We start from the raw sequence: 19,253 nt of genomic DNA on the forward strand, positions 1-19,253 counted from the left end.
TGGCCCAGGGGGCGGGTCGGATGAGGGCAGCGCCCGCCGAGGCGCCGCTTCCAACGATCCCGATCGCGGTACGTTGCAAGGCCGCACTGCGGCGGGAGGCGTGGTAAGCAAGGATGATGCGGCACTCCCGGCAACGGATGATGCCCTGACCGCCTATCTCCAGGCCCTGCTTGATGAGGTCGAGGAGGCCGGGGCAGAGCCAGCAGGTGACGAGGCCGCGGGAGCAGCAGGAGGAGTAGGGGGGGCGGGAGAGGAGGACGAACCGCCTTCGCAGCCGCCGCGCCGCAGTACCCTAGCGGAGCCGTTATCGCCAGCGATTGGGCCGCACGAGCCTGTACCAGACCTCCCGGCTGCGCCGACCGTACAGGTGCGCGAGCGTGAACGGTTGCCGACCATGCCGCTGCCGAGCGTAGCTCCACCAGCGCCTGCGCCAGCGCCCCAGCGGCAGCCTACGCCGCCCCCTGCAGCGCCGCCGCAAACCGATCAGCCAGTACCCGCTCCACGCACCTCTCGCCTCCCTAAGACTGCGCGCGAGTTGGGCGATCACGGTGGTGCGCGTTGCCCCCCCGATGATCCGGTGCCGAACTGGGCGCGGCCCTGGTTTCAAGTGTTGCTCTTCTACGTCGGTCCGCTGCGGGTTGCTGTGCCCTTAGTTAAATTGCACCGCGTACTCTCCTGGAAGGAGCGCGCTGCGGTAGAGCCGGTCGCCGGTCAACCGGAGTGGATGCACGGTGCGCTCTACCATCGCGATCGCTACGTCCAAGTGGTTGACACCGCGCTGCTGGTCTTGCCGCCGGAACGCCGGCCAGAGGCGTCACAATGCCCTACCGGGCAGTTGCTGATTGTCGGCGATGGGCGCTGGGCGTTGGCCTGCGACCGGGTCGGGGATGTGTTGCGGCTGACGCCGGATCAGGTGCAGTGGCGCCAGGCGGCCGGACGGCAGCGCTGGTTGGCGGGGACCGTGCGCGAGCAGACGTGTGCCTTGCTGGATACCGATGCCTTTGCTGAACTGCTAGCGCGCGATGGCAAAATCGAACGGGCTGCTCTGGAGGCGGGCGACGCTGGGCACTGGGGAAAGCGAGGCCGCTAGACGGCTCGTCGGGCGGGTGAGTTGCAGGAGGCTGTATCAATGGGTGTTGTTTTTCGCGCACGTCGCTACACTAGCCAGCAACACGACGACTGTGCGCGCCGCAACGTGCCCGCAGTGTGCCTGTAACATACGCCCGTAACCCCCCCAGAGGCTGCCGTGACGGCGTGTGCGGCGTGAGATTGGGGCGGCGTTTGCTACGGAGCCGGGGTGTGGCGTACCGTGATGACAGGATGGGGAGTGACGCATCGTGATGATGACAGAACAAGCGCGCGAGTACGGCGAAGAGCATGAGCAGGAGGAGGGCACCGGCAGTCAGTGGGTGACCTTCCGGCTCGGTGGTGAGCAGTACGGCATCAACGTTATGCAGGTCCAAGAGGTGCTGCCACCGACGGAGATTGCGCCGGTGCCCGGGGCCCCTGAGTTTGTGCTCGGTATCATCAACTTGCGCGGCAAGGTTGTGACCGTAATCGATACGCGGCTGCGTTTTGGCATGCCGCAGCGCGAGGCCGCCAGCGACAGCCGCATCATCGTGATGGAGGTGGCCGAGAACGTCGCCGGGATCATGGTCGATGGGGTCAATGAGGTGGCCAACGTTCGCCAGGGTGAAATCGACACCGCTCCGAATGTCGGCAACGAGGAGTCTTCACGCTACATCTACGGCGTCGTCAGCCGCGAGGAGGGTCTGCTGATCCTGGTCGATGCCAACAAGCTTTTGACTGAAGAAGAGTTTCAGGAGATTAGTGGGGTCGAGTCGGGTCGTTAAGTAGGGGGATGCTGCGGCGTCTCTTCTCACGGTCCGCTGGCCTTGCCCATTGACACTGATCCGCGCGCGCCGGGTCTGCGGTGTCGCCGTTCACCCATTGCCGCCCGCTGCCTCGCGCTGCTGGCGCACCGAGGGTGGGCGCTCCGGCTGGATCTGTGCCGTCTTCACGCGGTTTCCCTGAGTCTGAACGATGGTCACCGGGTAGCCATCGATCAGCAGGCTCGTGCCCGGCTCCGGGATGTGCTCTAGGTGCTCCAGGATTAGGCCGTTGAGCGTCTTCGGTCCGGCGGTGCTCAGTTGCCAGCCGAGGACGCGGTTGAGTTCGCGGACGGTCGCGCTCCCTTCGGCCAGGTAGCTGCCATCTTCGGCGCGGGTGATGGAGCGGGTCAGGGTGCTCGGGTCCGTGGTGAACTCGCCGACGATCTCTTCAAGGATGTCCTCCAGCGCGGCCAGGCCGATGATCTCGCCGTACTCATCGACGACTAGGCCGACCCGCTCACGTTGATGCTGAAAGCGCAGCAGCTGGGTGTGCAGTCCGGTGCCCTCGGGGATGAAGAGTGGTTCGGAGAGGCGTGCCTCCAGATCGGCGATGCTGAAATGCTCACGGTTTAGATCGCCGACGATGCGCCGCAGATGGATAAAACCGAGAATGCGATCGATGCTGTGGCGATAGACGGGGAGGCGAGTGTACTGACTGCTCGCTAAGCGCTCCAGTGTATCGGCCCACGGATCCTCAAGGTCGATGCCGACGATCTCAGTGCGGGGGACCATGATGTCCTCCACCCGCGCTTGCTCAAGGTCGAGGATGCCGAGGAGCATGTGTTGGTGACGGCGCGGGATTAGGGCGCCGGCCTCGTTGACTACGGTCCGCAGCTCGTCGCGGCTCAAGTGGTCCTTGCTGGCATCTTCGACGCGGACGCGAATCAGCGCCAGCAGCGCGTTGGCGGCCGTGTTGATCCCCCAGACGAGCGGGTAGAGCAGCCGCAGCAGCGGCCATAGGACGTAGGCGGCGGGGAAGGCAAGCCGCTCGGGGTGGACCGCCGCTAGGGTCTTCGGGGCGACTTCGGCGAAGATCAAGATCACGAGGGTAAGCAGCCCGGCGGCAATGGCGATGGCGCCCTCACCGTGGATGCGCAGTGCAATGATCGTCGCTAGCGAAGAGGCGGCGATGTTAACGAAGTTGTTGCCGAGTAAGATGACGCCGAGCACCCGATCGGGCCGCTGCAGCAGCCGTTCAGCGATGCGCGCGCCGCGGCTGCCACCGCGCGCTAGATGGCGCATTCGGTAGCGGTTCAGCGACATCAGCGCAGTCTCTGAACCGGAGAAACAGCCGGAGAGTATGATCAGCCCTCCGAGGGTGATGAACAGCAGGCTTAGCGGGATCTCTTCCACCGTGTGCGCATACCCTCCTGCGCTAGACTCGCAACCGGCGAGCGATCTTGGGGATCTCGCGCAGCCACGCGAGGGTGGTGGCGTCGGGGTACTGCGGGCGGTCGCGCTCCCGGTCGACGATGCAGAGAAAGCCAAGCGGCTCCTGTTCGCTGGTGGCGTGCAGCTGATGGAGTGCGTGTGGCGCGATATAGATACAAGTAAACGGCTCGATGCGTTCGAGCCGCTGATCGAGGATTACCTCGCCGCAGCCGCGTAGAACGATGACGACGTGGGCGTGGGCGTGTTGCTCCAGGCTGGTGTAGCCGCCCGGCGCCAACTCGAAGTAGCGCGTCTCGAAGGCAGGCGCCTCCTCACCCGGGCGAACCCCGATCAGGGCTTGGCGGCGGGCGCCACTAAAGTGGCTGCCCTCCGCCTTATACGCCTCTTCCTCGACCCCCTGCCAGCGAAACTCCTTGCAGTGTAGGACCTTAGAACGCTCGGCAGGCGACGTGCCGGATGTCGCGGCCGTTGACAACGGCGCCGTGGTGTGATCACGCTGCATCTTGCCTCAGCCTCCGCCTCAGCCAGCGTATTCAGGCCGTTCGACGACGTCCTGAAAGCGGCGTGCTGCGGCGACGAGATCGCCCTGCGCATAAAGGCTGCCGCCGATTAGCAGGACGACATCGGGACCGTAGCGCTCCGCCCAGTACGGCGCACGTGCAGCATCCACCCCGCCGCCCGGTGTCGGCAGGGCAGGGCGAATCGCGCTCTCCCCGGCGGCAGCGGCGCCGAGAGGACGCCAGAGGCGATCGTTGATCCGATCGCAGAGGGCTTGATCGTAGGTCGGGAAGCGGCCCTCGGCGTTGGTGTAGACGACCATATCGGCCCCGAAGAGCCGAGTCATCTCGCCGAGCAGCAGCGCCGGATCGATGCCGTGCTCGGCGCCGGCGATCGCGCCGGCGAAGGCCGGGTGGGCCATTAGCGCCATATCGTAGTGCTCACGCGCCCATAGCAGGGTGTCGAGCCCGGTGATAAAGGGGCAGATAAGAACGGCCCGGCAGCCGGCCTCCTGGGCCGCATCGAGGCGCTCGGCTAAGGCGCCTTGCGGTGCGGTGACGTTGGGCAGGTAGAGTGAGTGGCCCCCGGTCTCGGCGTTGGCCTCATTGACGGCGCGCTGACAGGCCAGCAAGCGCTCGTGGAAGGGCGAAGTGGCCTGATTGCAGAGGCCGTGATCGTCCTTGATCAGGTCGATGCCACCGCGGGCGAAATCGGCACAGAAGCCGGCGAGAGTCGCGGTATCGAGCCCGAGCGGCTTGAGCGCAGTCGAGGTCATTGGCCGCCGGCCAATGCCAAGCAACTCGCGGACGCCATCGACGCCGTAACGTGGGCCGCCGAGGGTGCGCAGCAGATTCGGCGTCCACGTTACCTCGTCGAGGCGGATCCCGCTCTTGAGCGAGATGTTGCCGAAGAGGTTGTTGATCAGCTGGGTGGGTTCAAGACCGGTGATCGCTTCGGGAAAATCGAGAACCAGCCGGTAACGCCCCGCGCCACTGTCGAGCGGTTCTAAGCACTCGATCGTCGGCACGACCTGGTCGTAGACGTGCTCGGGGATACAGCGCGCCGGCAGTTCCGCGCTCTGCTCCAGGGCGATGCCGCGCGCCTTGTCTTCTGGGTCCTCATCGGGGCGGCAGGTGAGTTGATAGGTTACACGCAGTACGTCGGACAAGATCGTTCCTTCCTCTTGGTTGGATCTACTTGAGCGCACGCGGCGGCGCGCCATTGAGTTGAGCCGTCTGGGGCGGCCGCCGGTAGCCGGTCGGCAGCAGCCGGTCGTCGGCAGTCGCCAGTGGTTGATTGCTGCATGGTCGATCGGCGTATCGGTTTATCGTTTCGTTGACGCTTAGCAGAGCGATGCCGGGCGCAACAACTCGGCGGTCAGCGCGCGTTCGCCCCCCTCCTCGCGGGCACGGGTTACCGCGCTATCGGCGGCATCGATCAACTCCCCATAGCTGCGCGCGTGTTCGGGGTAAGCGGCGACTCCGGCAGAGACGCCGACCGGTCCAAAGGTCTGCCCGCGGCGATTAAAGCGCAATTCGCTGAGCTCCTCGCGCAGTGCCGCTGCCCGCTGATAGCCGCTCGCTAGGGCCGCATCGACGAGCAAGATACAGAAGCCGTAGTCGGTGATGCGGGCGCAGACATCCGAGCCACGAAACGAGCGATGGAGTACATCGGCCATCAGTTGCAGGATGCGGTCGGCGCACTCTGGGCTGTGTTCGCGAATGAAATCGCTGATCCGATCCGGTTCGATGCGGATCAGCGTTAGGTTTGACTGACAGCGCTGAGCCCGGTAGAGCTCGCGCGCCAAGGTATCTTCCAGGTAGCGGGCGTTGAATAGACCGGTCAGGGGGTCGCGGACGTTGCGCTGACGCACTCGCCGTTGCAGCACGAGCACTGCCAGGGTCGCGGCAGCGGCGCTGGCCAGCGCCTTGAGCAGGCGTTGTTCTAGCTCGGTGAGTTGTTCGCGATCGTCGACGCGCAACTCGCCGAGGCGCAACCCCTGGGCCACCAACTCGATCAGCAGTTGACCCTCAGCCGGCTCCGGCAGCAACTCGGCCCCCTCGGCCGGTTCGATACACTCGGCCGCTCCGTCGGACCAGCGGCTGATCAGGCGCCAGATCTCACGATCCGGGGAGAGTTTCCAGAACAACCCGGAACTCTGCGGCAGCATGCGTGCGATCGCGCTACAGAGCGCCTGCGCCACCTCGCGGTGGCTATGGCACTCAGCAAGAGCGGTCAGGTAGCGCTCCATCTCGCTGAGCGGTTCAGCAGGCGGTCGCATGGTCTCTTCGGCCATAATGCCGGTAGTCTCTGTCAGTGGCCCTGGAATCTCTACCTTAAACCAATATCCTGTATGGCAGCCAGTCAATTTGGAGGCATCATGACGCAAGCAACGACCGATTTGTGTGATCACTACGCCGCCGATGCGCAGCTGCAGTTGCGGGTCATTAACCCGATGTTTGCGAGTTTCGGCGGACGGCGCCGCTTCAGCGGTCCGGTGACAACCCTTAAGCTCTTCGAGGACAACGTCCGCGTTCGCGAAGTGCTCGGTGAGCCCAGTAACGGCGGCGTGCTGGTCGTCGACGGGGGAGGGTCGATGCGCTGTGCGCTGCTCGGTGATCAGCTCGCCAAGCTCGGCCGCCAGAACGGCTGGTCTGGGATTGTCGTCTACGGCTGCGTGCGCGATAGCGCAGAGCTGGCGAACATCGACTTCGGCGTGCAAGCGCTCAACGTCCACCCACTCAAAAGCCGCAAGAAGGGGCTTGGCGAACGTGATGTCTCGGTGACCTTCGGCGGGGCGACGATCCAGCCGGGCGAATGGCTCTATGCCGATGAGGACGGCATTATTGTGGTTCAGCAGGCCCTGCCGGAGCCGTGTGTAGGGGAGGGGACAACGTGAGTGGCGATGAAGAGCGTGTACGCCTCGATCGCTGGCTGTGGGCGGCGCGTTTTTTTAAGACCCGCCGACTTGCTGTTGAGGCGGTCCAAGGGGGTAAGGTCGACGTCGATGGCGCGCGCGCGAAGCCGAGCCGGGCGGTGCGACCGGGCGACCGGCTGACGATCACCAAGGGCGAGCAGCGTTTCGAGGTCATTGTGCACGGGGTCGCCGAGCAGCGCGGGCCGGCCAAGGTCGCCGAAACCCTCTACGAGGAGACGGCCGAGAGTCGGCAGCGGCGTCAGCAGCAGGCTGAGCAGCGGCGCGCCGCCGGAGCCGCCCTGCCGCGCCCGGAGCAGCGCCCGGATAAACGGCAGCGCCGCCACCTCTCAGCCTTTAAGCGGGGGGGCTGAGCGGCTGGCTGAGTGACTGGCTGAGCGGCTGCTGGAAGTGGCGCAGATAGTAGGCCGCCTTAAGCGACTGATCGACGACCCGGCGCACCGCCGAGATGCAATCGAGCGTGGCAACGAGCTGTCGAACCGGGAGCTGACCCTGTGCGCCGGCCTGCAGCAGGCGACTCTTGAGCGCCTGGTAGCTCTCTTCGAGCTCCTCAAGGGTCAGCTCCAGTGCCGTCTCATCCCACTGCTCGGGGTCTTGTCCGCTGGCCTGGACCCAGCCGGCGGCGCGGGCTAAAAGACGCTCGAAGTCGGCCGCGAGTTGCCGATCGGCGATCTGTGTCTGGCCGCTGCGCAGCAGTTCAGCGATGGTGCAGGCGCGTTCGGCCATATCTTGGTGGTACTGCGTCACCCGCAGCAGGTGTGGGAGGCTGGCGCTGATGCTGGCGTCGTGTTGGGCGCGTTCGATCTGGTGAGTGCGCTCGATCAGGGCGACGATCAGCCGTTCAAGGGTGGCGTGCTCACGCTCGAACCAGCTCTGCGGGACCGGGGCTTGTCCCCGGCGCCGTCCCGTGCCGGCTGGTGTCGTAGAGTCACCGCTGCTGATGGCGGCGCAGACCATCGCGCGGGCCATCGCACCACTGCGCTCCGCCTCACGGCGGGCGGCCTCCAGCGCCAGACTTGGGGTCGTAAGGACGTTGGCATCGAGGTAGTGCAGGGTGCCGCGATCGTCCTCGCCGCGGCGGAAACGCTGCTCAAGCCAGCGCACTAGGTGGCCCGTCAGCGGCCACAGGATTGCGACCCCGAGTAGTTTGCTCAGGGTGTGAAAGACCGCCAGGGCTGCCGCCGGTTGCCCACCGAGGCCGATCGCAGCGGCGCCTCCTTGGGCTACGCCGAGCAGCAACGGCAGGGCGAGGAAGGCCACGCTGCCGGCGACAACGTTAAAGAGGACGTGCGCGACCGCCGCGCGCTGGGCATTTGCGGTGGCACCGAGGGCGGCGAAGAGGGCCGTCGAAGTGGTGCCGACGTTTGCCCCGATGAGCATCGCGGCCGCCGCCGGCATCGAGATCAAGCCTCCGGCCGCGGCGGTCAGGGTGACCGCTAAGGCGGCTGAGGAGGACTGCGTGAGTGTGGTCAGAATGATGCCGGCGCCGACAAAGAGAATCAGGCCGGCGTGGCCGAGGGCGCTCACCGCGGCGAGCTGTTCGGGATCGCCGATGCCGGTGAAGGTCGCTTGCAAGATATCGAGCCCGAGGAAGAAGACGCCGAGTCCGGCGATGGCATCCCCGAGGGCTTGGCGCCGACCGACCTGGCCGAGGAGCCGCAGCGCGACACCGGCGCCGATTAAGGGCAGGGCGAGCGCTTGCAGATCGACGTTGACGCCGATTAGGGCGACGATCCAGCTCGTCAATGTGGTGCCGACGTTGGCCCCGTAGATGACCCCAAGCGATTGATAGAGGCTCAGCAGCCCGGCGTTGACGAAACCGATCGTGGCAAAGATCACCGCGCTTGAAGATTGCACGGCACAGGTGATCAGGACTCCGGAGAGGAGGCCGCGCAGGCGCGAGGCGGTCGAGGCGGCAAGGATCTCGCGCAGGGTTGGGCCGGCGGCAACGCGCAAGCCATCGCTCATCAGCCGCATCCCGAGCAGGAAGAGGCCGATGCCGCCGAGGAACGTCAGCACGATGGTGGGGTTGAGATCGGCAACGGTGATGCGGGCATCCCCCGATCGGTTGGGCGAAGGGTCGGCTCTACGTTGGGTTTGTTAGAATACCTGCCCATTTTAACAAAAGCGCACATCCATGTTCGACGACGTGCTCGCCATTGCTCGCAACACCGCTCGGTTGATGGTGCAGGGGTGGTGGCGCACGACCTTACCGACGGCCTTGTTGGTGCTGACCGCGATGCAGCTACCGGTGCCGGTCTACCAGATCACGGCTGAACACCTGCCCTTTGCGGCGCGTCTTGGTGTAGCGGCTTGGAGCGGGGCGATGGCGCTAGCAGCCGCCATGGCAGTGGCGACGTTGCTGGTCGCGCTGCAGTGCGGCCTGGGCTGGCGCGAGGTGCCGCGGGCGGTGCTGCGTCTGGTGCGCATCTGGTTGACGCAGTGCCTGTGGTTGGTCGCACCGGCGCTCCTGCTGAGTGGGGTCTTGGGGTTCGCGGTGGTCGCCGATCAGAGCCTGGCAGCGTGGGTTGATGGCTACGTGGCCGAGCGGCTCGCTGCGGGCTGGCAGCATTGGCTGCACTGGCAGCAACCACCGCACCTGGAGTTGGTAGCGGCGATTGCGTTGTACGGGTTGGCAGCGGCGATCGCTGCGAACTGGCTATGGCCGCCGCTGGCGCTGCTGCGCCTGGATGATCAAGTGGCGGCAACCCGCCGCCAGGCCCGGCGTATGTTGCAACGCATTCCACATTTGGAGTGGGTATTATTGGTCGGTATGGTGGCGGCGATTGTTGTAGCCCTGTGGGTTGCCCCTGCCGTTTGGGGCGTGCTGGTGATGCTGATCGCTTGGCCGGCGCTCGTGGTGGCGGCGCTGCAGCGCAGCCGCGATGCCTATTGGCGGGGCTTTTCACGCTAGTCGGTCACTGTGTGACCGGAACGCTTAAACAGGAACAGGTTAGGTCACTGAGTCGCTACGTCACTTAGTGACCGGGGGGCGCCGAATCTATGACTGGGGGCAGTCTATGAGCGAACAACAGCAGAACGATCCGCAAGCCGATGCGATTCGCTGGCACGCCGTCGGGCGCGATGAGGTCATCGAGCGTCTTGGGGCCGATCCTGAGAACGGGCTGCACAGCCACGAGATCGAACAGCGCCTCGAGCACTACGGGGCGAATCGTCTGCGCCCGCCTGAGCGCGAAGGACCACTCAAGCGCTTTCTCAAGCAGTTTCACAACGTCCTGATCTACATTCTGATCATTGCCGGTATCATCACCGGGCTACTCGGCCACTACCTCGACAGTGCGGTGATCTTCGCCGTGGTCGTGATCAACGCCGTGATCGGCCACGTGCAGGAGGGCAAGGCCGAAAAGGCGCTCGACGCCATCCGCGGGATGCTCTCACCGCGTGCCGTGGCCGTCCGTGATGGCGAGCGCATCACCGTCGATGCCGAGACGCTGGTCCCCGGCGATATCGTCTTGCTCGAGGCCGGCGACCGGGTGCCGGCCGATGTGCGCATCTTGCGCGGGCATAACCTGCGCGTCGATGAGGCGGTGCTCACCGGTGAGTCGGTGCCGGTTGAGAAGATCGACGAGCCGGTGGCGGCCGAGGCCGAGCTGGGGGATCGAAAATCGGTCGCCTTCTCTGGGACGCTGGTCGCCTACGGGCGTGGCCAGGGGGTCGTGGTGGCCACCGGTGATGCCACCGAGATCGGCAAGGTCAGCAGTATGTTGGCCGAGGTCCAGGAGATCACCACGCCGCTGTTGCGGCAGGTCGGACAGTTTGGGCGCTGGCTCTCGGTGGCGATCGTCATACTGGCCCTTGCCACCTTCCTGATCGGCTACTATCTGCAGGGCTACACCGCCATCGAGACCTTCCTCGCTGCGGTCGCCTTGGCGGTGGCGGCGATCCCCGAGGGCCTGCCGGCGATCATGACCATCACGCTCGCCATCGGTGTACAGCGCATGGCCGGGCGCAACGCCATCATCCGGCGCTTGCCGGCGGTCGAGACCCTTGGATCGGTGACGACGATCTGCTCCGATAAGACCGGCACCCTGACGCGCAACGAGATGACGGTGCGCAGCGTGGTGACGGCCGAGCGCGAGTACCACGTCAGTGGGGTCGGCTACATCCCCGATGGCGGCTTTCACCACCGTGACGAAGAGATCACACCGAGCCGCGACGACACCGTCTTAGCGCAGATGCTGCGTGGAGTGGCGCTGTGTAACGAGTCGGCGCTCTATGAGCGCGACGGCGAGTGGCGGCTGGAGGGCGATCCGACCGAAGGGGCGCTGATGGTCGCCGCGGTTAAGGGCGACTTCAACCGCAAGGAGTTGGAGCGCGCTATGCCGCGCATCGACGTCATCCCGTTCGAGTCGTCGTACAAGTTCATGGTGACCCTCCACCACGACCACGGCGGCAACGCGCTGCTGATCATGAAGGGGGCGCCGGAGCGGGTACTCGCCGCCTGTACGCGGCAGCGCACGGCGAACGGCGATCAACCGCTCGATCGCGACCGTTGGCAAGAGACGCTCGATGGCATCGCGGCGCGCGGGCAGCGGTTGCTGGCCGTGGCGGTTAAAGAGACGAACGTTGAGCATCGCGAACTGCTCTTTAGCGACGTCGATGAGGGCATGGTGCTGCTCGGCGTGATGGGGATCATCGACCCGCCGCGCGATGAGGCGATTACTGCTGTCGAGGAGTGCCACCAGGCCGGTATCGGCGTCAAGATGATCACCGGCGATCACGCCTTGACCGCCGCGGCGATCGGCGAGCAGTTGGGGATTCGCGGCAAGCCGTTGGTCGGTCACGAGATCGAGACCATGGACGAGGGCGAGCTGAAGCGCCGCTGCCTCGAGACCGACGTCTTTGCGCGCACCACGCCGATCCATAAGCTGCGTCTGGTCTCGGCGCTGCAAAGCCACGGCCAGGTCGTCGCTATGACCGGTGATGGCGTCAACGACGCCCCGGCGCTTAAGCGTGCTGACGTCGGCATCTCGATGGGCAATAAGGGGACCGAGGCGGCGAAGGAGGCCTCGGAGATGGTGCTCGCCGACGACAACTTCGCCTCGATCGCCCACGCCGTCGAGGAGGGGCGCACGGTCTACGACAATCTTAAAAAGGCGATCCTCTACCTGCTGCCGACCAACGGCGGGCAGGCCTTCACCATCGTTATCGCCATCCTCTTCGGCCTGACGCTGCCAGTGACTCCGGTGCAGGCGCTCTGGATCAACATGGTAACGGCGGTCACACTGGCCCTGGCGCTGGCCTTTGAGCCGCCCGAGCCGGGGCTGATGCAGCGGCGCCCGCGCGATCCGGTCAAACCGATCCTCTCCGGTTTCTTGATCTGGCGGGTGCTCTTTGTCTCGGTGCTGCTCGTCTTAGGCACCTTCGGTCACTACCTCTACATGATCAGTGCCGATGTCTCTGAGGAGCTTGCGCGTGCTGTGGCGATCAACACGCTGGTGATGGGGCAGGTCTTCTACCTCTTTAACGCCCGCTACATCCTCGAGCCGGTCTTTAATGTCCGCGGCCTCTTCGGCAGTCGCGCGGTGCTGATCGCCATCGCTGTGCTGGTGGTCCTACAGGGGCTCTTTACCTACGCCCCGCCGATGCAGGCGCTCTTTGGCACCGCCGCGCTCGATGCCGAGCAGTGGCTGCGGGTGTTGGCCTTCGGTGTGCTGCTCTTTTTCATCGTGGAGCTGGAGAAGACGGTACTGCGCCGTTACATCTCGCCCGACGACTGAGGGCGGGGCACCGCCGGCCGCGGTCTACGGCCTGCCCGTAGACCGTGGCCGGTAGCCGGGCAGAGAGCGACAGGAGTGACGAGGGTGTTGGCCGGGCGAAGGCGTGTCGAGATGCGCTGGTCGCAGCAGGGCGACCCGTGACAAAATGTCACGCCCTCGTTTTCCTGCCGTGAGCCGTCACGTAAGCGGTGACTTCGAGCCTTTTCGCGCCCTGTCTAACGTGAGCCGACGGCAGGGCGCGGATTTGTGTTTGCCACCAATTATGGTTACTCTTAAGTCGCAAGAGCACAACATGTAGTTTTCCGCTGGGTCGTTTGCACTCCGGGCGGTTCCCTCTGTGGGACTGCCCACGGGGCTGCTTTTGCCCGCATAACGGGATCGGCGACGAAGACGATGCGGTGTGTTGTTTGACCGAGCGATGGATGGTGAAGGGGTCATAGCATGAGTGGAGCTGCGAATACGCAATCGGGCAACAAGGCCAAGCAGAGCCAGCAGGAGAGACAGGCCAAGCAGGCTAAGCAGGGCCAAGTCAAGCAGGCGAGGTCGATCCAGGCGGCCCAAACGGCCCAAACGGCCCAGGAACAGCGCAGCGAGGCGCAGTGGTCGGCGGCCGATGTGCCGCTGCAGGGCGCATCGTTCGATATCTGGGATAAAAAATACCGGCTCAAGCGCAAGGGGGGCGAGCCGGTCGACGGCACCATCGATGAGACCTTCCAGCGCGTCGCGAGGACGCTGGCAGCGGTCGAAGAGGGCGAGACGAAGCAGGCGCACTGGTATGAGCGCTTCCTCTGGGCGCTGCGCCGCGGCGCTGTGCCGGCCGGCCGGATCATCTCTAACGCTGGGGCGTGGGATCACAAGCCGGCGACCTCGACGATCAACTGCACCGTCTCCGGCACGATCGAAGATTCGATGGACGGGATCCTAAAGCGCGTCCACGAGGCCGGCCTGACGCTCAAGGCCGGCTGCGGTATCGGCTACGAATTCAGCACGTTGCGGCCACGCGGCGCCTACGTCAGTGGCGCTGGGGCGTACACCTCCGGGCCGCTCTCCTTTATGGATATCTACGATCGGATGTGCTTTACCGTCTCCTCCGCCGGCGGGCGCCGCGGGGCGCAGATGGCGACCTTCGATATCGGCCACCCCGACGTAGCCGACTTTATCCGGGCGAAGCGCGAGGATGGTCGGCTGCGCCAGTTTAATCTCTCGCTGCTGATTACCGACGACTTCATGGAGGCCGTCGCCCGCGATGATGAGTGGCCGCTGGCCTTCCCGTTGACCGCCGATGAGGTCGCCGCTGAGGCGATCGACCTGACCGACCCGCAGCGGGTGCTATGGCGCGAGTGGCCGATCCACGGGCCGTATATTCGTGACGAGAGCGGGCGGGTCGGCTGCCGGATCTACGACCGGATCAAGGCCCGGAACTTATGGAACCTCATCATGAGCTCGACGTACGACTACGCCGAGCCGGGCTTCATCTTGGTCGATCGGGTCAATGAGCAGAACAACAACTGGTTCTGCGAAGAGATCCGAGCCACGAACCCGTGCGGCGAGCAACCGTTGCCGCCACACGGCGCCTGCCTGCTCGGCTCGGTGAACTTGACGATGTTCGTCCGCGACCCCTTTACCGAGCAGGCCCGGTTCGATTGGGAGGAGTTCCGCGAGGTCGTCGCCGTCTTTACCCGGATGCTCGATAACACGGTCGAGATCAACGGCCTGCCGCTGGCCGAGCAGCGCGCCGAGATCGAGCGTAAGCGTCGCCACGGCATGGGGTTTCTCGGCTTGGGTTCGACCATTACCATGCTGCGCATGCGCTACGGCGATGCCGCCTCAACGGCCTTCACCGAGCAAGTCGCGCTTGAGCTGGCGCTGAGTGGCTGGCGGACCGGGCTGGAGCTGGCGCGCGAGAAGGGGCCGGCGCCGATCATGGAGGAGCTCTACGAGATCACCCCCGAGCTGCTGCGCAAGCGCCCGGAGTTGGTCGACGATGGCTACGAGGCGGGCGAGCACATCCCGGCCCGACTGCTCTGGGCGCGCTACTCGCGCTACATGCAGAAGCTCGCCGAGGTCGATCCGCAGTTGGTCGATGAGTTGGCGACCGTCGGGGCGCGCTTTACCCACCACAGTTCGATCGCCCCGACCGGGACCATCTCGCTCTCACTGGCCAATAACGCCAGCAACGGCATCGAGCCGTCGTTTGCCCACCACTACGTGCGCAACCTGATTCGCGAAGGGCGCAAGACGAAGGAGTCGGTCGATGTCTTCTCTTTTGAGCTGCTCGCCTATCGGCACTTCGTCGACGAGGCGGCGCTGCCCGAGGGGGGCGAAGGGGGTGTTGGCGAGTTGCCCGACTACTTCGTCAGTGCCGAGGATGTCACCCCGCAACAGCACGTCGATATCCAGGCGGCGGCGCAGAAGTGGATCGATTCATCGATCTCCAAGACGGCCAACGTACCGACCGACTACCCCTACGAGGCGTTTAAGGATATCTATCGCTACGCCTACGAGCAGGGGTTGAAGGGGTGTACGACCTTCCGCTTCAATCCGGAGGTCTTTCAAGGGGTGCTGGTCAAGGAGAAGGACCTCTCCGCGACGACCTACCGCTTCCGGCTCGCCGATGGGAGCTTTATCGAGGCGCGTGGCGATGAGCAGATCGAGTACGATGGTGAGGTGCACACCGCAGCGAACCTCTACGAGGCCTTGAAAGAGGGCTACTACGGGCGTTTCTGACCCCACCGAAAAGCCACAGCCACAGCCACAGCCACAGCCACAGCAGTGAGTGAGCAGTTATGGCCACGAAAAAGATCGATCAACCGATCATCGACTACGAAGTGCTCCGCTCGCGCGCCGAGCCGGCCGCACCCACCGAGGCGAGCGCCGGCAATCAAGAGCCGGCGATCGAGCACATGCACGAGCAGCTCCAGCGCCCCGAGGCGCTGCAGGGGAGCACCTACAAGATCAAGACGCCGCTCTCCGAGCACGCCCTCTACGTCACGATCAACGACGTGATCCTCAATCCGGGTACGGCGCACGAGATGCGCCGCCCCTTCGAGATCTTCATCAACTCGAAGAATATGGATCACTTCCAGTGGATCGTCGCCTTAACGCGCATCATTTCGGCGGTCTTTCGTAAGGGCGGCGATTGCACCTTCTTAGTCGAAGAGCTGCGCTCGGTCTTCGATCCCCGCGGCGGCTACTTTAAGCGCGGCGGACGTTTTATGCCGTCGCTGGTTGCCGAGATCGGCGATGTCATCGAGACCCACCTGCGCGAGATCGGCATGTTGGAGCCGCAGCAGCTCGATGAGCATCAGCAGCGTTTCATCGCCGAAAAGCGTGCCGAGTTCGAAGGCGGTGGGCCGGCGGCCAATAACGGCGAGGGCGAACGTGGGGCGGCCTTCCCGGAGGGGGCGCTGCTCTGCCACAAGTGCCAAACCAAGGCTATGATCGAGATGGACGGCTGCCTGACGTGTCTGAACTGCGGCGAGTCGAAGTGCGGCTGATTGGTGCAAGCTCCATCCGATTGCCCCGAGTTTGGGGGTGCCGCGCTTGGGGCATGGTGCCGCTATTATTGCTCGGTGCCACCTTTGCGGTCGGTTGCGCGCCGCCGGCTCACGATGTCCGTCTGCGCCCCGCAGTCGAGGCCGCGGTCGAGGCCGGGGCTGATGCACCGGGTTTCGAGACGCAGCCCGAAGTCGCCCTGCGGGTCGTCGATCGGCGCGCCCACCATATCCTCGGCTATCGTCACCGCGAGCAGGGGGTGGCGCTCGGGACGGAGAACGATCTGGTTGCGGCTGTTCAAGAGGGGCTGCGTGGGGCGCTAGAGCAGCAAGGTGTAGAGGTGATTCCCTGGCACGGCGAGGCCGAACAGCGTTTAACCATTGGCATCAACGCCTTTGAGTATGAGCGCAGTGGTGGCTGGTTCAGTCACCGGGTCACGATTCAGAGCGATTGGGAGGTCCGTGGGGTCTTTAACGGCGAGCGTCTCGACACTGAAGTGATCGAAGAGCTTAGCGGATGGACGCCGTGGCGGCCGAGCAGACGCAGAGATGCGCGCATGGTCAACGAGCTGCTTGAGCGCGCGATTGATGCCGTGGCAAACCATCCGGAGTTGAGTCAGCGACTGCAGGAGAGTGAGCAGTGACGACCGAAGAGGGGAGAGGAGCAGAGGGGAAGAGTGGCGCGAAGAGCGGCGGTGGGTCAAAGCCCGATGCTCGCGAGATTCGCGAACGTTTGGTGTGGCGGGCGGCTGTAGTCATGCTGTTGGCGACGACCGGTTGGCTCTTCTACGTGGCCTTCGATGCCCAAGAGCGTGCCGAGGAGCTGACGGCAGAGCTTGAGCAGCTGCAAGCCGCGGTGGAGACGGCTGAAGAGGAAGGGGCAACTACGGTGACTGCACCCGGGCTCTCAGAGGCCGCTGCCGAGCGGTTCGCCGCCGCCGGGATCGAACAGACTCCGGAGGGGTACCTGCTCGCCCGCCTCGACGAGGAGGGCGCTTGGCTGAGTGAAGCGCTGGAACTCGAAGGGCCGGTGCGCGTGCGCAAGGCCGAGAGTCTCGTTCTCTCTGATCAGTGGCTCTATGCTCAGCTTGAGACTGAGCAGGGGGAGCAGTACGCCGCCTTGCTGAGCTATCGCTTGGCTGAGGATGGTCAGCTGACGTGGGAGGTCGTGGCACGCAGCGAAGCGGAGTAGACGACTCGCTCTTGTTGAAAACAATTCGCAACATCATTACGCTGTGCTGCCATCACCGACGGGTCACCACCGATTGACAGCCATAGCGGAGCGAGCGATCTATGAGCAGCGATGAGGCAAGTGCAGCGCCGCTGGATGTGGCGCACAGCGGTCTCCTGGAGCGACTGAGCGGCCTGTTCGATACCGGCGGGCCGGTGTTGATCGTCCTGGCCGTGCTCTCCGTGCTGACGGTGGCGCTGGTGCTGATCAAGCTGTGGCAGTTTGCCGCTGCGCGCCTCTACGATCGACGAACGCTGCCACTGGCTGTGGCGCAGTGGCGCCGTGCCGACTACGCCGGGGCGGTGCGGACGCTTGAGGCCTCGCGCCATCTTGGGGCCGAGGTGCTGGCGGCTGCGATGCGGGGGCGCATTGAGCACGGCAGCGGTGACGATCCACGGCTGCGCGAGGAGGTCACTCGGCTGGCGACGGGGCGCTTGGCGCAGCTGCGCAGCTACCTGCGCGGCCTTGAGGCGATCGGCATGCTCAGCCCGCTGCTCGGCCTGCTCGGGACCGTGTTGGGCATGATCGAGGCCTTCCGGCAACTCGAGGCGGCGGGCAGCCAAGTCGACCCGTCGCTGCTCTCGGGCGGGATTTGGGAGGCGCTGCTGACGACCGCCGCCGGCTTAGCGCTGGCGATCCCGGCGGTGGCCGCGCTCGCCTGGCTCGAGCGCGTCGTCGACGCCTTCCGACTGCGTTTGGAGGATGCTGTCACCCAGGTCTTTACGACGCCGCCGCCACCACCACAGGCGCAGCAGGAAACGGGCACGAGCGTCGGCGAGGGCGGCGCTTCTGGTAGCCGCGCCAGTGCGGCCAGCGCTGCAACCGCGACGACGGCCGCCGACCCCGTTGCGAGCCCAGCAGGCTCAAGCTCGGCAGCAAGCCCCGCTTCAAGCCCTACTTCAAGTCATGCAGCTTGAAGAGCCCCTGCGGCGGCGGCGCCGTTTGAGTTTGACACCGCTGATCGACGTCGTCTTTATCCTGCTGATCTTCTTCATGCTCGCTTCGACCTTCACCACTGAGCAGATCCTCACCGTCGAGGCGCCCGGTGAACGCGTCTCGGCGCCGAGCGAAGAGAGCCCGGCGCTGCTGCGGGTGCAGGTCGCGGGGAGTGGCTTTATCATCGACGAAACACCGCTCTCTGGTACCGAGGTGCGCGAACGTCTGGAGCGCTTTGCGGCCGAGGAGGACGAGCCCCGGCTGCAGATCGTTGCCCACGCCGATGCTCCGGTGCAGCCCATCGTGCAAGTGATCGACTGGAGTGCGGCGCTGGGGCTCGACGACGTCGCGCTGCTGCGGCAGGAGGCGCCGTGAAGCTGCCGCTGCCGCCCTCCCACAAAGATCCGGAAGAGCACATCCTGCCGCTGATCAACATCGTCTTCCTGTTGCTGATCTTCTTCATGGTGGCCGGGACGTTGACCGCACCGCCGCCCTTTAGCGTCGAATTACCGGCGAGCGAGCGAGGAGGAGAGGTCGCAACGGAACCGCTGCGGATTCACCTTGGGCGCTCCGGGGAGATCGCCCTGGAGGGGCGGGAAGAGGGGTTGACGGAGTTAGAGGAGGCGGTGGCGAAACTCCTTGAGGAGTCACCGGGGCGGCCAGTGCAGGTGCAGGCCGATCGTCAGGCCCGTGCCGACGCCCTGCTCGATCTCATGGATGCGCTGCGCGCTGCCGGGGTCGAGCGCATTGATCTGGTAACACAGCGGGAGGGGGCGCGGTGAGCGAAGGCGCGCTGCCTGGTGCGACGCTTCGGGGCTGGCACTGGCCAGTTGCCGTGACCTTGGCGCTCGGGGTTCACATCGGGGCTCTGGCGTGGTGGCCGCGTGAGTATACCGAGGAGAGGCCCGAAGAGGTCTACGCCCCGGAGGGGGTCGAGGTGGTGCTGGGGGGCGCACCGCGGCAGGAGGAGCCGGCCGAGGCGATGCAGAGAACGGAGGAGACGGAGGAGGAGCCCGAGCCGGAGCCCGAACCTGAGGCCGAGCCCGAGCCCGAGCCCGAGCCTGAACCGGAACCTGAGCCCGAACCTGAGCCCGAGCCTGAACCGGAACCCGAGCCGGAGCCCGAGCCCGAACC

At 65.3% G+C, this 19,253-nt stretch carries 19 protein-coding genes; 14 read left to right on the forward strand and 5 right to left on the reverse strand.

Annotation, left to right across the window (positions count from 1 at the left end; all coding sequences use genetic code 11):
- Both CKO15_RS11360 and CKO15_RS11365 read left to right on the forward strand, forming a co-directional pair.
- On the forward strand, positions 1-1,090 hold a 1,090-nt coding region (locus CKO15_RS11360; protein WP_207124070.1), incomplete at its 5' end, for a chemotaxis protein CheW.
- Between the two features lie 253 nt (positions 1,091-1,343).
- The gene (locus CKO15_RS11365) at positions 1,344-1,853 is read left to right on the forward strand and encodes a chemotaxis protein CheW (RefSeq protein WP_242464749.1); all 510 of its coding nucleotides are present in this window, start codon (positions 1,344-1,346) and stop codon (positions 1,851-1,853) included.
- 90 nt (positions 1,854-1,943) lie between these two features.
- Here the strand turns inward: CKO15_RS11365 and CKO15_RS11370 are convergent, their stop codons facing one another.
- The 4 genes from CKO15_RS11370 to CKO15_RS11385 form a co-directional block, all read right to left on the reverse strand.
- The gene (locus tag CKO15_RS11370; protein ID WP_200196302.1) at positions 1,944-3,245 is read right to left on the reverse strand and encodes a CNNM domain-containing protein; all 1,302 of its coding nucleotides are present in this window, start codon (positions 3,243-3,245) and stop codon (positions 1,944-1,946) included.
- A gap of 22 nt (positions 3,246-3,267) precedes the next feature.
- Complete coding sequence (locus CKO15_RS11375) at positions 3,268-3,786, reverse strand: cupin domain-containing protein (RefSeq protein ID WP_200196304.1); 519 nt, start codon at positions 3,784-3,786, stop codon at positions 3,268-3,270.
- Positions 3,787-3,804: 18 nt separating this feature from the next.
- Positions 3,805-4,950, reverse strand: a complete 1,146-nt coding sequence (locus CKO15_RS11380) for a RuBisCO large subunit C-terminal-like domain-containing protein (protein ID WP_242464748.1) — start codon at positions 4,948-4,950, stop codon at positions 3,805-3,807.
- A gap of 174 nt (positions 4,951-5,124) precedes the next feature.
- Positions 5,125-6,078, reverse strand: coding sequence for a GGDEF domain-containing protein (locus tag CKO15_RS11385; protein ID WP_200196306.1), 954 nt, complete (start codon positions 6,076-6,078; stop codon positions 5,125-5,127).
- Positions 6,079-6,162: 84 nt separating this feature from the next.
- Here CKO15_RS11385 and rraA point away from each other — a divergent pair, with 84 nt between their 5' ends.
- Positions 6,163-6,681: a ribonuclease E activity regulator RraA gene (gene rraA, locus CKO15_RS11390; RefSeq protein ID WP_200196308.1), complete on the forward strand. Its 519-nt coding sequence runs from the start codon at positions 6,163-6,165 to the stop codon at positions 6,679-6,681.
- Complete coding sequence (locus CKO15_RS11395; protein ID WP_420842142.1) at positions 6,657-7,070, forward strand: RNA-binding S4 domain-containing protein; 414 nt, start codon at positions 6,657-6,659, stop codon at positions 7,068-7,070. The genes rraA and CKO15_RS11395 overlap by 25 nt, the downstream gene beginning before the upstream one ends.
- On the opposite strand, the gene CKO15_RS11400 is transcribed toward CKO15_RS11395, so the two are convergent.
- Positions 7,054-8,736 carry a Na/Pi symporter gene (locus CKO15_RS11400; protein WP_200196312.1) on the reverse strand — a complete coding sequence of 561 codons (1,683 nt, stop codon included), beginning with the start codon at positions 8,734-8,736 and terminating at the stop codon, positions 7,054-7,056. The two genes, CKO15_RS11395 and CKO15_RS11400, sit on opposite strands and share 17 nt — an antisense overlap.
- Positions 8,737-8,854: 118 nt before the next feature.
- Here CKO15_RS11400 and CKO15_RS11405 point away from each other — a divergent pair, with 118 nt between their 5' ends.
- The 10 genes from CKO15_RS11405 to CKO15_RS11450 form a co-directional block, all read left to right on the forward strand.
- Entirely contained in the window at positions 8,855-9,631 is a 777-nt protein-coding gene (locus CKO15_RS11405; protein ID WP_200196314.1) for a hypothetical protein, read from the forward strand.
- 106 nt (positions 9,632-9,737) lie between these two features.
- Positions 9,738-12,458 carry a cation-transporting P-type ATPase gene (locus CKO15_RS11410; protein WP_200196316.1) on the forward strand — a complete coding sequence of 907 codons (2,721 nt, stop codon included), beginning with the start codon at positions 9,738-9,740 and terminating at the stop codon, positions 12,456-12,458.
- A gap of 441 nt (positions 12,459-12,899) precedes the next feature.
- Positions 12,900-15,185 carry an adenosylcobalamin-dependent ribonucleoside-diphosphate reductase gene (locus CKO15_RS11415; RefSeq protein WP_200196324.1) on the forward strand — a complete coding sequence of 762 codons (2,286 nt, stop codon included), beginning with the start codon at positions 12,900-12,902 and terminating at the stop codon, positions 15,183-15,185.
- Between the two features lie 59 nt (positions 15,186-15,244).
- On the forward strand, positions 15,245-15,955 hold the full coding sequence (locus CKO15_RS11420; protein WP_200196326.1) for a TSCPD domain-containing protein: 711 nt from the start codon (positions 15,245-15,247) through the stop codon (positions 15,953-15,955).
- A gap of 53 nt (positions 15,956-16,008) precedes the next feature.
- Positions 16,009-16,596: a YajG family lipoprotein gene (locus tag CKO15_RS11425; RefSeq protein WP_200196328.1), complete on the forward strand. Its 588-nt coding sequence runs from the start codon at positions 16,009-16,011 to the stop codon at positions 16,594-16,596.
- Positions 16,593-17,144 (forward strand): hypothetical protein, encoded by a 552-nt coding sequence (locus CKO15_RS11430; RefSeq protein WP_200196330.1) that lies wholly within the window; start codon positions 16,593-16,595, stop codon positions 17,142-17,144. The genes CKO15_RS11425 and CKO15_RS11430 overlap by 4 nt, the downstream gene beginning before the upstream one ends.
- Positions 17,145-17,245: 101 nt before the next feature.
- Positions 17,246-18,100, forward strand: coding sequence for a MotA/TolQ/ExbB proton channel family protein (locus CKO15_RS11435; RefSeq protein ID WP_200196332.1), 855 nt, complete (start codon positions 17,246-17,248; stop codon positions 18,098-18,100).
- The gene (locus tag CKO15_RS11440; RefSeq protein ID WP_200196334.1) at positions 18,090-18,494 is read left to right on the forward strand and encodes an ExbD/TolR family protein; all 405 of its coding nucleotides are present in this window, start codon (positions 18,090-18,092) and stop codon (positions 18,492-18,494) included. Before CKO15_RS11435 ends, CKO15_RS11440 begins: the two co-directional genes overlap by 11 nt.
- Complete coding sequence (locus tag CKO15_RS11445; RefSeq protein ID WP_200196336.1) at positions 18,491-18,901, forward strand: biopolymer transporter ExbD; 411 nt, start codon at positions 18,491-18,493, stop codon at positions 18,899-18,901. Before CKO15_RS11440 ends, CKO15_RS11445 begins: the two co-directional genes overlap by 4 nt.
- Positions 18,898-19,253: hypothetical protein (locus CKO15_RS11450; RefSeq protein WP_200196338.1), on the forward strand; the 356-nt coding region annotated here is incomplete at its 3' end. The genes CKO15_RS11445 and CKO15_RS11450, both read left to right, overlap by 4 nt.

It is taken from the genome of Halorhodospira abdelmalekii, from assembly GCF_016583625.1.
GTDB lineage: Bacteria > Pseudomonadota > Gammaproteobacteria > Nitrococcales > Halorhodospiraceae > Halorhodospira > Halorhodospira abdelmalekii.

Excerpts from the sequence above, each read along its gene's own strand:
- CKO15_RS11365 (WP_242464749.1), top strand. The coding sequence starts at position 1,344 with ATGACAGAACAAGCGCGCGAGTACGGCGAAGAGCATGAGCAGGAGGAG.
- CKO15_RS11375 (WP_200196304.1), bottom strand. The coding sequence starts at position 3,786 with ATGCAGCGTGATCACACCACGGCGCCGTTGTCAACGGCCGCGACATCC.
- CKO15_RS11385 (WP_200196306.1), bottom strand. The coding sequence starts at position 6,078 with ATGGCCGAAGAGACCATGCGACCGCCTGCTGAACCGCTCAGCGAGATG.
- rraA (WP_200196308.1), top strand. The coding sequence starts at position 6,163 with ATGACGCAAGCAACGACCGATTTGTGTGATCACTACGCCGCCGATGCG.
- CKO15_RS11405 (WP_200196314.1), top strand. The coding sequence starts at position 8,855 with ATGTTCGACGACGTGCTCGCCATTGCTCGCAACACCGCTCGGTTGATG.
- CKO15_RS11410 (WP_200196316.1), top strand. The coding sequence starts at position 9,738 with ATGAGCGAACAACAGCAGAACGATCCGCAAGCCGATGCGATTCGCTGG.
- CKO15_RS11415 (WP_200196324.1), top strand. The coding sequence starts at position 12,900 with ATGAGTGGAGCTGCGAATACGCAATCGGGCAACAAGGCCAAGCAGAGC.
- CKO15_RS11420 (WP_200196326.1), top strand. The coding sequence starts at position 15,245 with ATGGCCACGAAAAAGATCGATCAACCGATCATCGACTACGAAGTGCTC.
- CKO15_RS11425 (WP_200196328.1), top strand. The coding sequence starts at position 16,009 with ATGGTGCCGCTATTATTGCTCGGTGCCACCTTTGCGGTCGGTTGCGCG.
- CKO15_RS11435 (WP_200196332.1), top strand. The coding sequence starts at position 17,246 with ATGAGCAGCGATGAGGCAAGTGCAGCGCCGCTGGATGTGGCGCACAGC.
- CKO15_RS11440 (WP_200196334.1), top strand. The coding sequence starts at position 18,090 with ATGCAGCTTGAAGAGCCCCTGCGGCGGCGGCGCCGTTTGAGTTTGACA.